Here is a 19,675-nt window from a genome sequence, read left to right on the forward strand (position 1 = left end):
TATGCTTATTTTTTAAGTAATTTCTTTAATGTCGTATAAACAGTGTACATAGGTTTATTAATTGGTTTTATGAAATCTCCTACATATTCTATAACATCAGCATTATACCCTTTTTTGAATTTAATAACGCCTGCATCTTCTGCATCTTCTGAGAAATCTCCGCTAATACCATAGAAATTATAGCGATCAATACCGTGGTCTAATGCATAATTGATCATCGTCCATTGCACTGCATAACTACCTGCAAAGTGGCGATATTTATTTGAAGTACCACCTGCATAGTAAACAACTTCAAATGGATTGATGAAGAAGTAACCAGCCGAAATAGGTAATTCATTGCCATGTTCAGCTTGAAGTTGTTTCGCTTCATCTATTTTCTGTTGATTAGCTGCTAATTGTTGTTCTAGATTTGCTTTCTTATTATGTGATTTTTTATTATCAGGACGCTTTTCAATATCTTTAAGAGCTTTGTTTAAGTCTTTAGTTAAGGTTTCTTTTTCATTATTGAGTTCTTCAAGATATTCGTCAAAATTAATATATGCTAATGGCACTAGGACGCGATCCTTGAAGTGCTTATATCGATCATAATAATAACTATCATCTCTATCTAAAAACGCTTTTGACTCTGAAGTATCTTCCATGAATGATCGGAAAATCGGTAATTCATCTTCTGATAAGAATTTAACTTTCACACCATTTTTTTGTACTTTTTTAGTATTACGTTTACGTAAATTATCCATATCGTTTAAAACATCTTTTGCAGTTTTACCTTTTAAATTCAATACTGAATGGTGTCTTACTTGTAGTATTGGATCGAAACCATTGTGGAAACCTTCATGTTTAAAACCTAATGATGCCAGTTTATCAAATATCCAATCATTTCCTGCATTACCAGTAATATCCCCATCATGATTACGATATTGGTATGGAAGGTATGGATCGACTCTTAAATATAAACAATGATGTTTTTTAACATATTTACTTAATTCATTAAAGAAGAAATGAACTAATTCTTTGTTATCGTAGTCGATGACTGGTCCTCTATTAGTATAGAAATATTTGAAAAATTTCATCACTGGCACTGCAGTTAATAAGCAAGCTGCAATCACTTCATTGTCGTTATTTTTAATTCCAACAAGATGTGATTCAGTCCCTTCAGCAAGCTTTAATTCATAGTTACCTACCATTTGCGTAAAATGAGTATATGGCATTTGGTCTGTAAAATCGCCAAATTCTTTAGCGGTTAAGTTTGTAAACTTCATTATCATAACTCCTATTGTGTTTATCTCTATTTTTTCTCTCTATTTAAGAATTCGAATTGAGTTCATATCATGCTTAATTCAAGCGTTGTTACTATCTATCATTCATTATTTACAATATGTGTAACAACATTGATATTATCAAACTAATTGTACCAATCTAAGTTGTTTTTATTTTATTTTTCATAACTCTGACTCTAATTAGTTAAATGCAATGACTCATCAAATACTTAGTCATACAACTTAAATTGAATATACGTAATAATAGTATGAGTCGAACTTTTATCAACTCATACTATTATCGTATTATCACCTATTATTTTAATGCATTTGCAAATCTAATGCCAATGACTTCCCTTATAACAACACAATTTTATACTAATCAAGTAAAATCAATGTCAAATCGTGTAATAATTTACATATATCCTTTCCATTTACATTCTATTTAAATATTAAATTAATTTTTCTAATTTAATGCGTGCCTTATAGATTTAAGATAGTTGATATTTTCTTCTGTAGTATCATTAGCAAATCGTTTAACGATTTCACTACCAATGACCACGCCATCTGCTATTTGTGAAATATCTTTCACATGTTGCGCATTTCTAATACCAAACCCAGCTACGACTGGTACTTTTGCAAATGTCTTAATTGTGTCTAATTTAGACTTTAATTCTGGGTGGAATGTGCCATCCTTACCTGTAGTCGCATTCATCGTTACGGTATAAATAAAACCTTCTGCATTTTTGGCAATCAATTTCATTCGCTCTTCAGATGTTGTCATTGCAATGAGCGATATTAATTTTACATTGTATTGATGCGCTTGTTCTTTTATTTGCTGTCCAAGTTCAAAAGGTAAATCAGGAATAATAAGTCCGTACACACCTGCACGTTCACAAGCTTTAAAAAAGGATGTTTCACCATAATGGCAAACAATATTGTAATATGTCATTAATACATACGGACAGTCGATGTCATTTTGATGCAATTCAAGTTCCTTAAATATATAATCAATGTTAATACCTTCTTCAATCGCTTTTCCCCCTGCTTCCATGATTGTAGGACCATCTGCAACTGGGTCTGAAAATGGCACACCTACTTCAATCATATCTGCACCATTTTGACAAAGTAATGTCATATTCTCTATCAATTGATGGTTTGCCATTATATAAGGTATAAATAATTTATTCATTGATCTCACCTCTTTGTTGTGTATATTGACGAATCGTTTCCATATCTTTATCACCACGTCCAGATACAGTAACAACTATAATCTGGTCCTTATTCATTGTCGGCGCTAATCGTTCTACGTAACTTAATGCATGTGCACTTTCAATAGCAGGAATAATACCTTCAGCTTTAGTAAATCGAATTAATGCTTCCATCGCCTGTTCATCACTTGCATCTGTATAAGTGACGCGTCCAATATCATGATAATAAGAATGTTCTGGACCTATTCCAGGATAATCTAACCCTGCTGAAATAGAATGTGCCAATTGAACTTGACCATGTTGATCTTGAATTAAATACATTTTGGCACCATGTAGTACACCTGGACTTCCTTTACCTATAGCTAATGCATGCTTATCAGTGAGTTTACCTTTACCTGCTGCTTCAACACCATATAGTTTTACATCGTCTTGAATAAATGGATAAAAGGTTCCGATTGCATTTGAACCACCACCAATACAAGCAACAACTGCATCAGGTAAACATTGCTCTTTATTCAAAATTTGTGTTTTAATCTCTTTGCCAATCACACTTTGAAAATCTCTAACAATAGTCGGGAACGGATCTGGTCCAAGAGCTGAACCTAGAAGATAGTGTGTATCTTCGACATGACTAACCCAGTATTGAAGTGCTTTATTTACAGCATCTGACAATGTACCTTGACCTTCCTCAACAGAAACTACTTTAGCTCCGAGTAATTCCATTCTAAATACATTTAATTGTTGTCGTTGGATGTCCTCTTTCCCCATAAAAACAATTAAATCCATATCAAATAACGCCGCAACCGTTGCACTGGCCACACCATGTTGTCCTGCACCAGTTTCTGCTACTAATTTACGTTTCCCCATACGTTTAGCTAATAGCGCTTGCCCTAGAGCATTGTTAATTTTATGTGCACCTGTATGGTTTAAATCTTCTCTTTTTAAATATATTTTTGCTCCACCTAAAGATTCTGAATATGCTTTAGCATATGTTAATGGTGTTTCTCTACCTACGTATTCTTTTAAATAATATTGTAATTCATCTTGAAAAGTTTGATCATTTTTCGCTTCTTTATATGCTTGTTTTAATTCTATTATTGCTGGCATTAACGTTTCAGGGACATATTGGCCACCGTAAGATCCAAAAAATCCTAAGTCATCTGCGTCTGTTTGAATATGTTTATTCATGGTTCATTCTCCTTTCACAATGTTAACGATTGTTTTCATTTTATCTCCATCTTTTTGATGATTGATTTCAATTCCAGAGGCTATATCATAGCCAATGTGCTGCAATGATAAATGTTGAATTTGTTTGATATGCTGATCAGTCAAACCACCTGCAATTAGAAATGGTACATCTTGAATATGATCTAACAGATGCCAATCATAAATTTGACCTGTACCTCCAAATTGTTCTGAGGGTGTATCGATGATAAATAAATCAACTAATTGTTTGTAATAGTCTATGTGATCTAGCAAATCTTGATGTGCGGGTAATGCTTTAAAAATTTTAATATTAGGATACTGTGTTCTAGTCCATTTAATGATTTCTATCGGTTCGTTGCCATGAAATTGTATTGTGTTGATTTGAGTATGTGACACAACACTTTGGATTTGTGTTCGATCTGGATTGACTAATACCACTACACGGTCAATATAACTAGGTACGAGTTTGGTTAATTGCTGAATTTGACTCATATCACGGTGACGGTGACTATTGGGAAAATGAATAAATCTTATCGCATCTATAGGTAACTCAATCGCTTTAAGTACATCTTCTTTACGTTTAAACCCACAAAATTTTAAATACATGGTTTCACCTTATTTAACTTTAATTGTGGTAAAAATTCACTTAAATCGTCGCATTTCATTAACGCTTCACCAATAAGTAATCCATCGATACCAGAATGAATTATTTTTGCTACATCTTTTTGAGAGTGAATACCACTTTCGGAAATATAGTAAAAACCATCTTTTTTATGACCTAATATCTGATTGGTGTGTTCTACATCTGTCACAAATCGTTTTAAGTCTCTATTATTAACACCTATAATTTCTGGATTAAGCTCGTAAGCTCTTTGCAATTCTTGACTATCATGGACTTCTACTAATACTTCTAAATCTAATTGACAGGCATATTGATATAAACGATGGAGCTGTTCATCAGTTAAAATATTTACTATGAGTAAAATAATTGATGCACCTGCTGTTTTAGCTACATCAACTTGGATTTCATCTATCATAAAGTCTTTGCATAATACGGGTAGCGACGTTTGTTTAGATAATTGTTGTAAGCGTTCAAAACTACCACCGAAATAACGTTCATCCGTTAAGATAGATATGGCATTTGCTCCATAAGCTTCATAATCTTTAATTTGTTGCGACAAATTACGTTCAGGTAGTTGCTTTACAGATGGACTTTTCGATTTAATTTCTGCAATGATAGATAATTCTTTGTCATTTGCTAAGCTTGATTTCAAAGTTTTCTTTTTAGATGGTTGATTATATTGATTATTATTTTTTAAAGTTTTAAGTTTTTCATGATAATAATGACTAGATAATAATTCTTTTTTATATAGTACAATTTCGTCTAATATTGTCATTTAATTCCCCACCATTCTTAAATATTGTTTCATTGCTGTTCCGTCATCGATGAGTTGTTGCGCAAGTTGAATACCTGTAGCAATATCATTTACTTTTTCCGAAACGTATAAAGCTATGCCTGCATTGAGCACTACTACATCTCTCTTACTTGAATGATCTTGACCGTTTAAAATATTTACCGCAATAGCTTTATTTTCTTCTGGGGTGCCACCTTTCAATGTGTCATTTGCAGCATTTTTTAAGCCAAAATCTTTAGCATTAATCGTATAATGTTGAATTTCCTTACCTGCATTCACTTCATATATTAAATTGTCACCTGACAAACTTGCTTCATCCATGCCACCAGCACCATGTAATATGACTGCTTTTTTCCGTCCTAAATCTTTTACTGTTTGTGCTACATTTGCTAATTGAGATTGATCATAAATCCCCATGGTTTGATATGTTAATTTGAATGGGTTAATTAAAGGTCCCACAAGATTAAATATCGTTGGTTTAGATATCATTTTTCTAATGGGTTGAATATACTTCATAATTGGATACGATTCTGTCGCACTGACAAAAGCTAAATGACATTGATTTAATTGTTGAACAACCTCTTTAACAGGTGTGGTTTTAATTTTTAACTGATCTAACAAATCTGTACTTCCTGAATTTGAAGTGATACTTTTATTTCCATGTTTGATGATTGACGCTCCGGCACTTGCAACTACGAATGAAGCGGTCGTTGATATATTAAAACTTCCTGATTGATCACCACCAGTTCCACAAATACACATCGAACCTTCATAAACTGGTTGTTGTTCATACATCGTTTTGATTAAACTTTTGGCTAAAAATGTTAATTCTGACTGTTGCATTTCCTTATCAGTATATGACTTCAAAGCTTTATATTTGATTTGATTTTCAATTTGAGGATTGATCATCAAATCAATAAATGCTTTCATATCTTGTTGATTTAAATGTTGTTGCTGTTCTAATTGTTTTAAAATTCCCATCTAATCACCTTCTACTACTAAATTAATAAAATTCTTAATTATTTCTTCTCCATACTCCGTCGCGAATGATTCTGGATGATATTGAATACCAAAATGTAAATGATTGATATGTTCAAATGATTGTATGCAATCAGATGTCTCTCCTGTCACGACTAAAGTTTCTGGAAATTGTTCTATATCGCTAACGAGCGAATGATATCTCATAATATTAAAAGTGCTTGGTAAACCGGTATACAATTTAGAATGTGTTTGAAGATTCAATTGATCTACCTTTCCATGCATGACGGTTTTACCTTGTATCACTCGACCACCGTAATAACATGTAAGTGCTTGTGCACCTAAACAAACACCTAAAATAGGTTTATCTTTATAATGATGAATAATATTTAGTAATAAATCATTATCTAAAGGATGCCCAGGACCAGGTGAAATAATAATACCTTTTACATTTTGACGCATAACACGGTCATCATCTGGATATAATACTTTCACTTCATTCTCATTGGTTATATTTTGGGCTACTATATCTACTAAGTTATAGGTGAACGAATCATAGTTATCTATGATTAATATCATGGCGACACCTCCAATAAACTTTTAGCTTTTAATTTTGTTTCTTCTAATTCTTTGTCTGGTTCAGAATCATACACAACACCACATCCGGCTTCTATATTGACATAAGTATCATCTATCATCATCGTTCTAATAGCTAATGCCAAATCTAAGTTATGATTACAGTTAATATAACCAATACCACCGCTATAAACGCCTCTCTTATGTGGCATCACTTCATAAATTCTTTGAATAGCTCTTAATTTGGGTGCACCAGATACAGTACCTGTAGGCAATAGACTTGCTATAACAGACATAGGTGAAATATTTTCTTTAATTTCGCCTGTCACTTCACTTACAATGTGCATCACATGTTCATATTTCTCGATTTCCATTAGTTTTTGAATATGTGATGTGCCCGTTTTACATATTCGATGAATATCATTTCTACCTAAATCGACGAGCATACTATGTTCACTTTTTTCTTTTTCATCATTAATCAGTTGATGCGCATTGCTTTGATCTTCCTCTGGTGTTTGACCTCTTTGTATTGTTCCGGCAATAGGATTTGTGACGACTCTGCCATTGTGAACTTTAACAAAACTTTCAGGCGAACTACCGATAATAATCGGTTGATTCATATTAATGTAATACATATATGGACTAGGATTTTGTCTCTTTAGATTTTGATATAACTGAAACGACAATGTTTGTAATTGATTGTTAAAGTGATGTTTGTATTTATAAATACGTGATGGGACAACTTGAAACATATCCCCTTCAGTTATTTTCTTTTTAAAATCACTCACTATATTCATAAAATGTTGTTCACTCACATTTGCTTCTATTTCTTTATCTTGAACTTGAAATGTGACTTTTGGCTGATATACTTGGATTGTTTTAAGCTGTTCAATGCGTTCTTTGACCCGTTGTATTAAAACGTCTCGTTTAACTTGAGAAAATAAATTCGTACTAATGATGTAAAGTTCGTCTTTGTAATGGTCAAATACATACACATCTTCAATCATGTAAAAGTTCACATCATGTTGTGGATGATCTTCTAACTCCATTTGTTTTAAAACCGGAAATTCATGTCTTACTAAATCAAAGCTACAAGAACCAATAAATCCAGAAATAAATGGTAATTCTTGTAACGTTTGATCTTCAATATCATCATAATAACGATTCACAAATTCCTTTAAGTATTGATAAGGCTGTTCCGTTATCGTTTCTTTCTTTTGTTGGGTAATAATTTGAAGGCATTTATTATCTAATGTGACCGTGCCATAACTATCAAAAACGACAATAGAATATCGCCCTTTTAGTTTTTCTTGGCTTGTGCTTTCTAGTATGATTTTGTTGTGTTTGAGTTGAGCTAAAGTTTCTGGTGTAATATTGGCCTGTAACTTTTCGTAATAGAGTTCCAATTAATTTCACTCCTTTATGTTTGAGTTCGTTTAATTATTATTGAAGATGATTTTTATTTTTTAGTTATTCTTAATTTTGAAAGTTTAAAGTAATGATTCGATTGTTAAACATAAAAAATCAGCCTCCTATAAAAAGGACGCTGACGCGTGGTACCACCTTAATTAACGCAATATTCTTAATATTCGGAATATTATACGTTCACTCATTGTTTATATTTAATTGTTAGAATACAAAACCCAATTTCATTTATAGTGGTGTTAGTTCACATCATCCACTAACTTTCTGACACTACCTTACTATAAACTACTACATTTTGTACGAAATAAAAGCACCACGATACGCGTAAAATCAATAAGGACGCGTTACCGTGGTGCCACCTTAGTTAACAAATGTTTATTGTTCACTTTAATGCTATTTAATTTTATATTCGAAAGCCCAATTCACTAAATATGTTGTGCTAATTTTCATTACCCATTAGCTTTCTATTTGCTACAATTCATATTTGCTACTTTATCTTCCGAATTGTTTAACAATTCTAATTATTTAGTATAATACATCTCTCAAATATTTTTGTCAACGCCAAATCCTAATTTATTTTAAAATTGGGGACATACAGTAGGCATATAATAAATTTTGTGTTGCTTCTATGGATTCAATATGTGTTCTTTCTAAGGCATGTGAAGATTCAATACCAGCACCAAATAATCCATGTCTGATATCAGCTCCAGCTTTTAATGCCGAAGTAGCATCGGAAGCATAATAAGGATATATATCTACTTTATATGGAATATCGTTCATTTTACATAGTTGCACAAGTTGTGAACGAAGTCCCTTATGATAAGGTCCAGAACTATCTTTTGCACAGATAGATACAGTATATTCATCTGAAGATTGACCATCACCTAATGCACCCATATCTAATGCAATAAAATCTACGATATTGTCTGGTAATGAAGCATTTGCACCATAACCTATCTCTTCATTATTTGAAATATAAAATTGAGTTGTATGTGGTAATCTAACATTCTCTTCTTTAATTTTTTTCAATAATTCTATAATCATTGCTACGCTTGCTTTATCATCTAAATGACGTGACTTAATAAAACCAGATTGAGTAATTTCAGTTCTAGGATCAAAGCTAACAAAGTCTCCTACTTCTATGCCTAAATCTTTCGTATCTTGAATTGAATTTGTTTTTTCATCAATTCTAATTTCCATATGCTCTATATCTCTAGGCACTTCATGATTATTTTTATATACATGCACACTAGTTTCATGTAAACATATTGTTCCCGTATATATGTCGCCTGCCTCTGTTTGAATCTCACAGTATTCTCCTTCAATGGCATTAAAGTGAAATCCCCCTATTAAATCAATTGCCAAACGCCCATCTTCTTTAATTTCCTTTACCATTGCACCTAACGTATCAACATGAGCTGTAATACATCGTTGCTGTTCTTGATTGTCTCCAGTAACATTAATAATCAAAGCACCTTTATTCGTCAATTCTGTAGAAAACCCTATGTCTTCTACTGTTTCCTTCACATACTGTATTGCTTTTTCAGCATTTCCAGATGGACTATTAATCTCTGTTAAAGTTTTAATCGTTTGTAGAATATCACTCATTTTTATCCCCTTTCACATTTCTATCTTATTTAACTTTAGTTTAGACTATTTATTTAATATATACTAATCATATTCTTATTGATTCCATAAACATCCTCATTTACAATGTTAGTATTCTGAAAATTTCGAAACAGGTGATTACTTATGCAAAATATTTTATTTGTAGGTCTTGGTTTAATTGGTGGAAGTTTAGCAAGTAATTTAAAATACTATCATCAAGACATTCATATTACAGCTTTTGATGCTGATGAATCTCAATTAGATAAAGCTTTATCTATCGGTATCATAGATGATAAATCAACGCATTATGATCAAGCTATCGAAAAAGCTGATATGGTTATATATGCTACACCTGTCGAACAAACTGTTCATTACCTAGAACATTTACCAAAGCTCAATACTAAAACAAATTTAATTGTTACAGATACAGGAAGCACTAAATCAACTATTCAAACATTTGAAAATATGTTGTTAAAACACAATATTCATCTCGTTGGTGGGCACCCAATGGCTGGTAGTCATAAATCTGGTGTGCTCAATGCTAAAAAACATCTCTTTGAAAATGCTTACTATATTCTTGTATTTAATCAAGAAGCTAATAAGCAAGCAGCAGAAAAGATTAAAAATTTACTAAAACCTACATTAGCAAAATTTATTTTCACTGATGCCAATGAACATGATTTTGTTACAGGTATCGTTAGTCATGTTCCTCATATAGTTGCATCAAGTTTAGTTCATCTCAGTGCTAATCAAGTAGAAAAACACCATTTAGTACAACAATTAGCTGCAGGTGGATTCCGTGACATCACTCGCATTGCTAGTAGTAATGCTGAAATGTGGAAAGATATTACATTAAATAATAAAACTTTCATCCTAGAAATATTACAAGATTTACAAGAACAAATCTCCTCAATTTCAGCTATGATATCTTCTTCTAGTTCAGAAGATATTTATAACTTTTTCGATCATGCAAAAAATTATCGCGACCGATTACCCGCTAAACAACAAGGTGCACTTACTACTGCGTATGATCTATATGTCGATATTCCGGATAAACCGGGTATGATTAGCAAAGTTACAAATATATTGAGTTTACATAATATTTCTATAAGCAACTTAAAAATATTAGAAGTACGTGAAGATATTTATGGTGCACTGCAAATCAGTTTTAAAAACCCTGAAGATCGGGAACGTGGTATTCAAGCTTTAAATCAATTTGATACTTATATAGAATAGCAACTTCATTCATCAACCTGAGACATCTCAATGTAATGTCTTAGGTTATTTTTTATTTTAGTGTTTGAGAAACCTTCATCATTATCGTGTAATACATTACTACATTTTATGTCCTGCCATGAGTCCTAAACGTCCATGTTTTGTACCAGCTTCAGTATAAGATGTTGCCTTAGACACAATGCCCTTACCATATTTCACATGTAAATGATCAATTGTTTTTGCTAGTTTTTCATCTCTCTTACGCTCGTATTCATCGATGAATAAGTTCATTTGTCTTTCGTTTTCATCTATAAATTGTGTAAGCGACACACTTAATGTACGATATAATGCTTGTTTGTCACATAATTGATTAGCAAAATAATTCACTACTTTAAAAATATCTTTTTCTAAGTTAGTACCTTCTTCTAATGTATACTGCTTATGTACACCACCTTCATCACTATAGCCAAATGAAAAATGTATGGTGCGCGCCAATTGTTTTCTTGCTCTAACTCTACTTGCTACATCTTCAATTAACTCTTGCATCACCACTTTCGCTTCTTCAAATTCGTAGTCTCTCATCAAAATTTGACTTTTACATATTGATGGATTATTCACTTTATATTTTTCTCTCATCTTGCTTTGATCAATACCATTAGCGTGAAGATGCATATCCACACCTAGTATTCCAAAATCTCTTTTCAAATATTGATATGGATATTGAGCTAAATCACCTACTGTAAAAATCCCTCTTTTGTTTAATTTAGCTTCTGTTTTTCTATTAATTCCCCAAAAATCTCTTAACGGTTGAATAGGCCATAACTTTTCAGGTACATGTTGATAGCGCCATTCAGCTATACCATTTGTTGTGTGTTTGGCTTCAATATCCATAGCTACTTTACTTAATAACATGTTTGAGCCTATACCAATCGTACATCTAATACCTGTTTCTTCATGAATTTCTTTCTGCAATCTTTCGCAAAATGCTTGCACGGTTGAATTGAATCTATGATAACTATCTGTCACATCCATAAAAAATTCATCGATGCTATATTGATGCAAATCTTCAGGTGGCACATATCGTAAAGCAATCTTAGATATAGCAACTGATACATTAAGATATTTTCTCATACTTGGATTAATGATAAATATGTCATTACGATGTGGTATTTCAAATAATCTTGATCCAGTCTTGACGCCTAATTCTTTAAGTTTAGGTGTCGCTGCTAACACAACCGACCCCTGTCTTTTAGTATCTGCGACAACTACTAATTTCGTCGTTAATGGATCTAACCCTTTTTCTATACAAGATACACTCGCAAAAAAACTCTTTTGATCAATACAAAGTACATCTCTATCCTCTAATAAATGATAGTCATACATGATTACCCCTCCCTAATACATTTTCATTATATACGAACAAACGTTCTTATTCAAGTACAAAAAGAACACTTGTTCTCGTCTAGTAAAAAATGTATTTTTATTGATTATTCATGCTATACTAAAGTTGTAATAAGAATATTGGAGGAATGACATATGCCAATCGTAAACGTTAAATTATTAGAAGGTCGTTCAGATGAACAACTTAAAGATTTAGTTACAGAAGTGACAGCAGCTGTAGAAAAAACAACAGGTGCAAATAAAGAAGCAATCCATGTTGTTATTGAAGAAATGAAGAAAAGTCATTATGGTGTTGCTGGTGTTAGAAAATCAGATCAATAATTAAGTAAAGAGCCTCACGTTGACATCGTCAATGTGAGGCTCTTTGAGTATTACTTTTTATTATTTTTATCATCGAAAAAATCTTGAATTGCTTTTTTATTTTTCTCTTTATCAATTTGCAAGGCACTACCATCATTATTAGTGGTAATATCTTGATATGAGTTCTTAATAGGGACTGTTAATGAATCTACATTTTTATCGCCTCGAACACCGAAACTTATTCCAGTTTGGAACATCGCAGAATCAGGCATATCTGTATTAACATATCCTCTAAGAATACCTGCTACTTTAGGTAACTTAGCAACTGTACCAAAATTCACTAATTCAGATTTAAGTGTTTGCATCACCTGTTGTTGACGACGTACACGCCCGAAATCGCCTTCTGCATCATGACGAAATCTAGCATAACCTAATAATTCTTTACCATTTAAACGATGATGACCTTTTTTCAATGATACACCAATATTTTCAGACATATCTTTTTCAACATCCATTGGAACACCATTAGGTTCTAACTCATCTATCATCTTTTCGAAACCAGTAAAGTCAACAACTGCATAATATTCAGGATTAATACCTAAGTTTTTATTTAATGTTTTTCTTAATAATTCTGGGCCACCTAATGAATATGCAGCATTAATTTTATACTTATCGTAGCCAGGAATATCAGCATAAATATCACGCATTACTGACATCATTTTCATTTTTTTATGAATATAGTCATATTGAACAACCATAATTGAGTCTGTACGTGATTTACCGCCCTGTGCTTTATCTGCACCTAATACTAATACAGAAATTTTACCGTCATTTTTTACTGGTCCGTTAAATTCATGTACTTTAATATCTTTCGCATGCTTTTCCGCATACTTTACACCACTATTATATCCATGAACAATGTATGCAATTATAACGATGAGAATAATTAAAATAAATAAAATAATAAAAGGTAATTTGCGCACTCTCTTTTTCTTTCGTCGCCTAGAAGGTGGAGTTGATGTACCTGCTTGTCGTTTATACTCAGTTTCTTCTCTGTTATCCTTCTGTTCTCTCATATTTACCTACCTTATACCTTTAAAATTACAATTCTATCATCTATAATTAATATGTATTAACGTTATAGAAAAAGTATACAAAAAGCAAGGATTTTTTTAATAAATGGTACTAAGGTCCAATGAAAGGGTGTCATAAATGAATATAAATACTGCATATTTTGCGGGTGGGTGCTTTTGGTGTATGACAAAACCTTTTGATACATTTGATGGTATAGAACAAGTAACATCAGGATATATGGGTGGAGACATAGCCAACCCTACATATGAGCAGGTTAAAAGTGGCACTACTGGACACTATGAAACTGTCAAAGTTGAATACGATGTTGCGTTATTCTCATACAATAAATTATTAGAAATCTTTTTTTCTGTCATTGATCCACTAGACGATGAAGGTCAATTTCAAGATAGAGGATCTCAGTATCAAACAGCTATTTTCTATTCCAATGAACATCAGAAAAAATTAGCTGAAGCGTATATCGCAGCGATGCAAGATACAATCAATGCAGATAAAGCAATTGCTACTAAAATTTTGCCTGCAACAACATTTTATAAAGCTGAAGAATATCATCAAGATTTTTATAAAAAGCAACCAGAAAGATATGCCAAAGAACAACAAGATCGTGAAAATTATAAGAAAAATTAAATCTAGATATAATTAAATTAAAGATTAAAACAAAAGCGATTGATGAAACCACTCAGTTTCATCAATCGCTTTTCATTATATATATTTATTTATGACGAATAACTCTCATCACTTTAATCATTGATTGCCATAAAGATGCATCTTTTCTATAAACTAAGAATCTCGGCTCCCAATTAGGTCCATATTTTTCTTTATAACGTCTTAAACCTTGGAAACGATATAAACCATTAAAATGTTCAAAGATTCTACCAGCTAATCGTTCTCTAAGATACGAGTAATGCAATTGACCTACATTAGAAAGTGTTGCCATCCCCATATTAAATGAACGATAACCCTTTTCTTTTCCCCATGAAAGCATGTGTAAATATAGACCATCCATTAACGGTAAATCTAATTCAGGTAACCAACGAATTAAATCGACTGAAATTGCATCATTAAAGTATGTTGGCATAAGTGTACAAAACGCAATAATTTTTCCTTCTTCATTACGCATAATACCAATTGGTGCTTTAGACAAATACGCTTCACTAAATTGACCTACTGAAAAATGCATTTCATTTCTGCCATCTAACCATTGATCACTTACATGCTGTAATGTTTCAATCATTTCTTTAGAAAATGGTGGTTCAATAACTTCAAAGTTAATATTTAAATCATCAAACTTATTTAAAGTAGCTCTAAAACCTCGACGCTTTTTACCTGAAGTCGTAAACGTTGTTAAATCAATAATCGCCTCTTCTCCTAATTTAAAGAATTGATTCCCAAAATTATGATAAAGTGGCATGAAACGATCACTAACTTGATAAAAGATAATGTCATAACCATAGTATTCTGCATATTCATAAAATGCTTCTAAAAGAGATTCGAAAGATGAAGCATCTCCAACTGGATCCCCTAAAACAACTAATGCATTAGATTTATATCGATACATTAAAAAGGCAGATTCATTATCATGAACAAAATAATCTTTATCTCCACTATAGATAAGATGTGTTAAATAATTACCACCATGTTCGTGAATAATTTGTTCACAAATAGTTAAATCTTTATTTTGATTTGATTTGGAATAACGATAATCAAATAACCATGCAATTGACGCCACAATCAGAGTAATTAAAGCTATTGTAATCCAGAAATAATATCTTAAAACTGTTGTATCAACTTCAAGATTGTACACATCTAATGCATATAACGTACTAGAGATAATAATATGATTGATATATAGTACAATCAAACTGATGATTACTATTAAAAATACGTTTTTTAATCTCAATGGTCGTTTTAAAACTTTGGCACGACGATAAGCAATAATAAGTAATACAAAAATAACAACTAACCATGTTAAAAGTAAGAAAGAAGCATAAGTATATATCGTTGCGGTAAAAATTAATACAACTGATATAATAGCAAAAATAATAGCACGTCGACTTTGTTTAAATATACCTTTAACATTTAACATTAATAATAAACAGGCACTAGTATGCACAGACAATGTTATATAATAAACAAAATGGTTATCATCATATAGTCCGTCATAAATAATAGTTAAATTATTGATGAAGAATATCACACTCGTTAAAAACACTAAAATCGCTAATGAAAATGATGGGATTTTAGATAAGATATCTTTTTGATATGACATTAAGAATGATGTGACATCTTTTGCAGGCACAAAATATTTAGATCCTTCGATATACTTTTTAGCAGTGTTACCAAATTCAAATGAAGATAATACTAACGCGATAGCTACAGGTACAAAGTAATATGCAAAGCGATAAAGCAATAATGCTAATAAAATATTCTCCTCATTTACACCTAGAGACTTAAAACCGAGTAGCACGACTAAATCAAATGCTCCAAATCCCCCAGGAATGAAACTTACTAATCCTGACAAAGCTGCAATAATAAAGATACCGATAAAATTCATAAATGAAATATCAATACCTACGATTAACGCAGAGAAATAGAGAACTACAGCAGCCGCCATCCACTCAACACATGAAACTACAGTACAATAAACACCCATAAATCGATTATTTTTATCTGCGGGTTTCATAATAGTATAAATAATAAAAATAGGTAAAAATAAAGCAACAATATATAAAATCCAACGAACCCATGAAATTCGATCTAACATGTCTGATGCATTAAAGACATGAAAAACAACTAAAATCGATAAAAGGCTAAGGCCTGTTAACATGGAAATGAGAATAATAGATATGTAATGCACGAGTTTCTTATTATCTACAGTATAATTTTTATAAACAAATGCTCTTAATCCGGCACCAATAAACCCGCCGAATCCGACAATAGCATTTAAAGCATTAATAATATAACTAACTCTAAAAACTTTCGTTAAAGGGATATCTAATTTTAAAGATTTAACAAGAATAATATCGTATAAAGATAAGATTAATAATGATGCTCCACCACCGGCAAATAATAATACTAACCATATACGATTAATTTTGCCAAATTGCATTAAGGTATCTTTAAAATTAATGGTTGATAATTCTCGATATAATGTGAACACTACAAAAATAAATAGTGCTGCAGCAAACACAAATTTTAAAATAGATAATAATTTACTTTTATTTTCTTGAGTCATTTTTTCACTTCAATTCTAATTAATTCTTCTATATAGCAAAAATATATCATAAGAATATGATAATTAGAATATAAATAGTCCTAATTATACATAACATTATTGTCATATCCTATGTTAGCTATAGTCATCCTAATAATACGCTACGCTTTAAGCATAAAAAGAAAAGGATATCTTAGAAATTAAGTAAGATAAGGACATTGTCAAATGCCCTTCTTATTCTCACATCCGTTTCTAAAGATATCCTTGTATCACAACTACTCAGATTAATCTTGTTCTTTATTCAATTGGTATTCTCCTGCATCTTCTCCATAATAACGATTATATCTACGTTTAAATAATAAGAAAACATGAGAAACTAAAACTTTTAATACTGCATAACCAGGTATACCTAAAATAACACCTACAATACCTAACAAATTACCTGCACATAATAAAATAAAGATAATTGTTAGAGGGTGTATTTTTAAAGTTTTACCCATAATATTTGGCGAAATGAAGTGTCCTTCAAAGAATTGGACTAATGTCCATACAATTGCTAATTTAAGTACCATTAATGGAGATGTAATAATAGCAATAACAATCGCTGGTGATATCGCAATAGTAGGACCTAAATAAGGTACTACGCTCGTTACAGCAGCGATACATGCAAGTATTAAACTATATTTTAATCCAATAATTGAATACCCGATAAATAATAAAACACCAATACAGAATGAGACAATAATTTGTCCTTGAATATATGAACCTACTTGAACACTCATTTTTTCAAGCAAATCGTGAAAATCTTTTCTGAATTTTGGTGGCATAATATTTGTCGTAAAATCTTTAAACTTATGACCATCTTTTAACATAAAGAATAATACAAATGGTGTTGTTACAATCACTACACCAACATTAGCAACAGCTTCTGCAAAAGTTGCTAATTTTGAACCAAAACCATCAAAATAATCTGATAACATTGTTGGTATTTTCTTCGTTAATGAATTAAGTTGATCATTAATTTGACTATAATAGCCAGCAAAAATTGAATTACTAGTTAATTTATTGATTGTATTCGTAAATTTTTTGAAATATTGAGGCGAATTATTAATAAAACTTCCTAATTGTGAGCCAATAACCGGAATTAATAAATTAACAATTAATGCTATAATTCCCACAATCGCAATATAAATAATCATAATACCCACTAATCGTGGTATACGATAACGTTCCATCAAATTCACAAGTGGATTAAACAAATAAAATATAATCAATGAAACAATAATAGGTGCAGCAATCGTATTAAATATAATAATAAATGGCTCAAACACATATGAAACTTTATCAAATATAAATATGACAATACCTAAAAGTACAAGTGCTAATAAACCATAAATTAAATCATTGCCGCCTAAAAATCGCATAAATCTTGTTTCGGACATACTGAAATTAGTTTTAAACTTTCCAGATGCCTTATTTTCTGTAGTCTTATTTTCATTCGACATTTGACATCACCATACCTTCAAGTTACCTCTCTTTATTCAATTCATAAAACGCTTAATATGATTAAAATAACTAACACTTATCATAACATAATTCGTACAACTAAGGCGTATAAAAAATTTAATAAAATAAATATAACTGGTTTCAATCATTGCATAGATAATACTATATCAATTTAATGAATAGAACTATTAAAATACAACCAGACATGATTAGTCACGAATGACTTGCGCTTCAAAATGGTGAATGTGTAATGTTAAATAAATCACTTCAGCTTCATTAATTGTAATATCGAATTCCATTTGAATCATTTTTAAAATTTTAAAAGCTGTGGAATAGCACTGTGGATAATGCTTTTTAATCATTTCAATGAAATCATTTTGTGCATGAATCGCTTCATTCTGTCTCAAACGTCGAATGAGGAACTGAACATGTCTTATAAAACGCTGATATTGCACTGAGGATTGATCAACTTGATGATTTAAATCAGATTCAATAATTGTAATACTCTTATTAATTAATTGATTGATTAACGACATTTCTCGCATAGATAATTCTTCAGAATTAGAAGCAATATGTAATGCGATAAAACCAATTTCATCTTCTGGAAATTGAACATCTAATTGTTGATTTAGTCTTTCAATCACTTTGGCAGCTAATTGATATGCGTCGCTATATAAATACTTAGTCTCCATAGCAAACGGATTACTTATTAATTGATTTTGTTTTAAACGTTTATACGCAAAAATAATATGATCAGTTAGGGCAACGACTAAATTTTTATCATCAATATCTAAAGTCGTATTAGTGATTAAATTGACTGATTCTATGACAGCTTGCAGTACATGATCATCCGCCATTTCAACCAATGTCTTATAATGCTCTTTATGTTTATCTTGATCAAGCTTATACACTTTTTCAATGGAAGCTGATTCATCTAAGATTAAACCTTGCCTTTTATTAAAACCAATACCTTTTCCAATGAGTACAACTTCCTGATCTTTATTTGTGCATATGATAACGTTATTATTGAGAATTTTACTTATTTTGTATTTTCCCATCATTATCACCTTTCCTAATCCATTATTAAAATTATAAAGCTAAATGATATAAATGAAAAGAAAATACATTTTTAAATCTTTTTATTTATAAATCCAAATTTTACTATTATTATCAAAGTACTCTACTTTCTATCCATAAAAAAGATTCTGTACAATACTAAAAAGAATACAATCAATAACTCACTATTCAATAAAAAATCCTGAGACATTT

The 19,675-nt window shown here is 31.2% G+C and carries 17 protein-coding genes; 3 read left to right on the top strand and 14 right to left on the bottom strand.

Features of this window, described 5'->3' with window-relative positions; translation table 11 throughout:
- Positions 1 to 5: 5 nt before the first annotated feature.
- From ACZ267_RS03620 to ACZ267_RS03660, 9 genes are all read right to left on the bottom strand, one after another.
- Positions 6 to 1,262: an aminoacyltransferase gene (locus tag ACZ267_RS03620; protein WP_002467180.1), complete on the bottom strand. Its 1,257-nt coding sequence runs from the start codon at positions 1,260 to 1,262 to the stop codon at positions 6 to 8.
- A 463-nt stretch (positions 1,263 to 1,725) separates the two neighbouring features.
- Complete coding sequence (gene trpA / locus ACZ267_RS03625) at positions 1,726 to 2,451, bottom strand: tryptophan synthase subunit alpha (protein WP_079449008.1); 726 nt, start codon at positions 2,449 to 2,451, stop codon at positions 1,726 to 1,728.
- Complete coding sequence (gene trpB / locus ACZ267_RS03630; protein ID WP_002467188.1) at positions 2,444 to 3,658, bottom strand: tryptophan synthase subunit beta; 1,215 nt, start codon at positions 3,656 to 3,658, stop codon at positions 2,444 to 2,446. Before trpB ends, trpA begins: the two co-directional genes overlap by 8 nt.
- Positions 3,659 to 3,661: 3 nt before the next feature.
- Entirely contained in the window at positions 3,662 to 4,282 is a 621-nt protein-coding gene (locus ACZ267_RS03635) for a phosphoribosylanthranilate isomerase (RefSeq protein WP_079449007.1), read from the bottom strand.
- Positions 4,273 to 5,073 carry an indole-3-glycerol phosphate synthase TrpC gene (trpC, locus tag ACZ267_RS03640; protein ID WP_002467178.1) on the bottom strand — a complete coding sequence of 267 codons (801 nt, stop codon included), beginning with the start codon at positions 5,071 to 5,073 and terminating at the stop codon, positions 4,273 to 4,275. Before trpC ends, ACZ267_RS03635 begins: the two co-directional genes overlap by 10 nt.
- Entirely contained in the window at positions 5,074 to 6,072 is a 999-nt protein-coding gene (trpD, locus tag ACZ267_RS03645) for an anthranilate phosphoribosyltransferase (RefSeq protein WP_019235897.1), read from the bottom strand.
- Complete coding sequence (locus ACZ267_RS03650) at positions 6,073 to 6,648, bottom strand: anthranilate synthase component II (RefSeq protein WP_002467184.1); 576 nt, start codon at positions 6,646 to 6,648, stop codon at positions 6,073 to 6,075. It abuts the gene before it with no gap.
- Complete coding sequence (locus tag ACZ267_RS03655; protein WP_015365022.1) at positions 6,645 to 8,051, bottom strand: anthranilate synthase component I; 1,407 nt, start codon at positions 8,049 to 8,051, stop codon at positions 6,645 to 6,647. The genes ACZ267_RS03650 and ACZ267_RS03655 overlap by 4 nt, the downstream gene beginning before the upstream one ends.
- 592 nt (positions 8,052 to 8,643) lie before the next feature.
- The gene (locus ACZ267_RS03660) at positions 8,644 to 9,678 is read right to left on the bottom strand and encodes a M42 family metallopeptidase (RefSeq protein WP_015365023.1); all 1,035 of its coding nucleotides are present in this window, start codon (positions 9,676 to 9,678) and stop codon (positions 8,644 to 8,646) included.
- A gap of 144 nt (positions 9,679 to 9,822) precedes the next feature.
- Here ACZ267_RS03660 and ACZ267_RS03665 point away from each other — a divergent pair, with 144 nt between their 5' ends.
- Positions 9,823 to 10,914, top strand: a complete 1,092-nt coding sequence (locus tag ACZ267_RS03665; RefSeq protein ID WP_015365024.1) for a prephenate dehydrogenase — start codon at positions 9,823 to 9,825, stop codon at positions 10,912 to 10,914.
- Between the two features lie 99 nt (positions 10,915 to 11,013).
- Here ACZ267_RS03665 and ACZ267_RS03670 read toward each other — a convergent pair whose 3' ends face one another.
- Positions 11,014 to 12,276: a Y-family DNA polymerase gene (locus ACZ267_RS03670; RefSeq protein WP_079449006.1), complete on the bottom strand. Its 1,263-nt coding sequence runs from the start codon at positions 12,274 to 12,276 to the stop codon at positions 11,014 to 11,016.
- 153 nt (positions 12,277 to 12,429) lie between these two features.
- On the opposite strand from ACZ267_RS03670, the gene ACZ267_RS03675 reads away from it, so the two are divergent.
- The gene (locus ACZ267_RS03675) at positions 12,430 to 12,615 is read left to right on the top strand and encodes a 2-hydroxymuconate tautomerase (RefSeq protein ID WP_002451325.1); all 186 of its coding nucleotides are present in this window, start codon (positions 12,430 to 12,432) and stop codon (positions 12,613 to 12,615) included.
- 50 nt (positions 12,616 to 12,665) lie between these two features.
- On the opposite strand, the gene ACZ267_RS03680 is transcribed toward ACZ267_RS03675, so the two are convergent.
- Positions 12,666 to 13,670 carry an LCP family protein gene (locus ACZ267_RS03680; RefSeq protein ID WP_002467187.1) on the bottom strand — a complete coding sequence of 335 codons (1,005 nt, stop codon included), beginning with the start codon at positions 13,668 to 13,670 and terminating at the stop codon, positions 12,666 to 12,668.
- 136 nt (positions 13,671 to 13,806) lie between these two features.
- Between ACZ267_RS03680 and msrA the strand changes: the two genes are divergently transcribed.
- Positions 13,807 to 14,313 carry a peptide-methionine (S)-S-oxide reductase MsrA gene (gene msrA, locus ACZ267_RS03685; protein WP_002467182.1) on the top strand — a complete coding sequence of 169 codons (507 nt, stop codon included), beginning with the start codon at positions 13,807 to 13,809 and terminating at the stop codon, positions 14,311 to 14,313.
- Positions 14,314 to 14,398: 85 nt separating this feature from the next.
- Here msrA and mprF read toward each other — a convergent pair whose 3' ends face one another.
- The 3 genes from mprF to glcT form a co-directional block, all read right to left on the bottom strand.
- Positions 14,399 to 16,921: a bifunctional lysylphosphatidylglycerol flippase/synthetase MprF gene (gene mprF, locus ACZ267_RS03690; protein ID WP_002467181.1), complete on the bottom strand. Its 2,523-nt coding sequence runs from the start codon at positions 16,919 to 16,921 to the stop codon at positions 14,399 to 14,401.
- 263 nt (positions 16,922 to 17,184) lie between these two features.
- Complete coding sequence (locus ACZ267_RS03695) at positions 17,185 to 18,342, bottom strand: AI-2E family transporter (RefSeq protein WP_161767513.1); 1,158 nt, start codon at positions 18,340 to 18,342, stop codon at positions 17,185 to 17,187.
- 273 nt (positions 18,343 to 18,615) lie between these two features.
- Positions 18,616 to 19,464, bottom strand: coding sequence for a glucose PTS transporter transcription antiterminator GlcT (gene glcT / locus ACZ267_RS03700; protein WP_079449005.1), 849 nt, complete (start codon positions 19,462 to 19,464; stop codon positions 18,616 to 18,618).
- Positions 19,465 to 19,675 lie beyond the last annotated feature (211 nt).

This window comes from Staphylococcus sp. AC872 (genome assembly GCF_979255425.1).

Bases quoted from the DNA above. Each gene is read 5' to 3' on its own strand.
- ACZ267_RS03635 (WP_079449007.1), bottom strand. From the start codon at position 4,282: ATGTATTTAAAATTTTGTGGGTTTAAACGTAAAGAAGATGTACTTAAA.
- mprF (WP_002467181.1), bottom strand. From the start codon at position 16,921: ATGACTCAAGAAAATAAAAGTAAATTATTATCTATTTTAAAATTTGTG.
- trpC (WP_002467178.1), bottom strand. From the start codon at position 5,073: ATGACAATATTAGACGAAATTGTACTATATAAAAAAGAATTATTATCT.
- ACZ267_RS03620 (WP_002467180.1), bottom strand. From the start codon at position 1,262: ATGAAGTTTACAAACTTAACCGCTAAAGAATTTGGCGATTTTACAGAC.
- ACZ267_RS03695 (WP_161767513.1), bottom strand. From the start codon at position 18,342: ATGTCCGAAACAAGATTTATGCGATTTTTAGGCGGCAATGATTTAATT.
- ACZ267_RS03650 (WP_002467184.1), bottom strand. From the start codon at position 6,648: ATGATATTAATCATAGATAACTATGATTCGTTCACCTATAACTTAGTA.
- ACZ267_RS03660 (WP_015365023.1), bottom strand. From the start codon at position 9,678: ATGAGTGATATTCTACAAACGATTAAAACTTTAACAGAGATTAATAGT.
- ACZ267_RS03675 (WP_002451325.1), top strand. From the start codon at position 12,430: ATGCCAATCGTAAACGTTAAATTATTAGAAGGTCGTTCAGATGAACAA.
- ACZ267_RS03670 (WP_079449006.1), bottom strand. From the start codon at position 12,276: ATGTATGACTATCATTTATTAGAGGATAGAGATGTACTTTGTATTGAT.
- msrA (WP_002467182.1), top strand. From the start codon at position 13,807: ATGAATATAAATACTGCATATTTTGCGGGTGGGTGCTTTTGGTGTATG.
- trpA (WP_079449008.1), bottom strand. From the start codon at position 2,451: ATGAATAAATTATTTATACCTTATATAATGGCAAACCATCAATTGATA.
- ACZ267_RS03680 (WP_002467187.1), bottom strand. From the start codon at position 13,670: ATGAGAGAACAGAAGGATAACAGAGAAGAAACTGAGTATAAACGACAA.
- ACZ267_RS03665 (WP_015365024.1), top strand. From the start codon at position 9,823: ATGCAAAATATTTTATTTGTAGGTCTTGGTTTAATTGGTGGAAGTTTA.
- trpB (WP_002467188.1), bottom strand. From the start codon at position 3,658: ATGAATAAACATATTCAAACAGACGCAGATGACTTAGGATTTTTTGGA.
- glcT (WP_079449005.1), bottom strand. From the start codon at position 19,464: ATGGGAAAATACAAAATAAGTAAAATTCTCAATAATAACGTTATCATA.
- trpD (WP_019235897.1), bottom strand. From the start codon at position 6,072: ATGGGAATTTTAAAACAATTAGAACAGCAACAACATTTAAATCAACAA.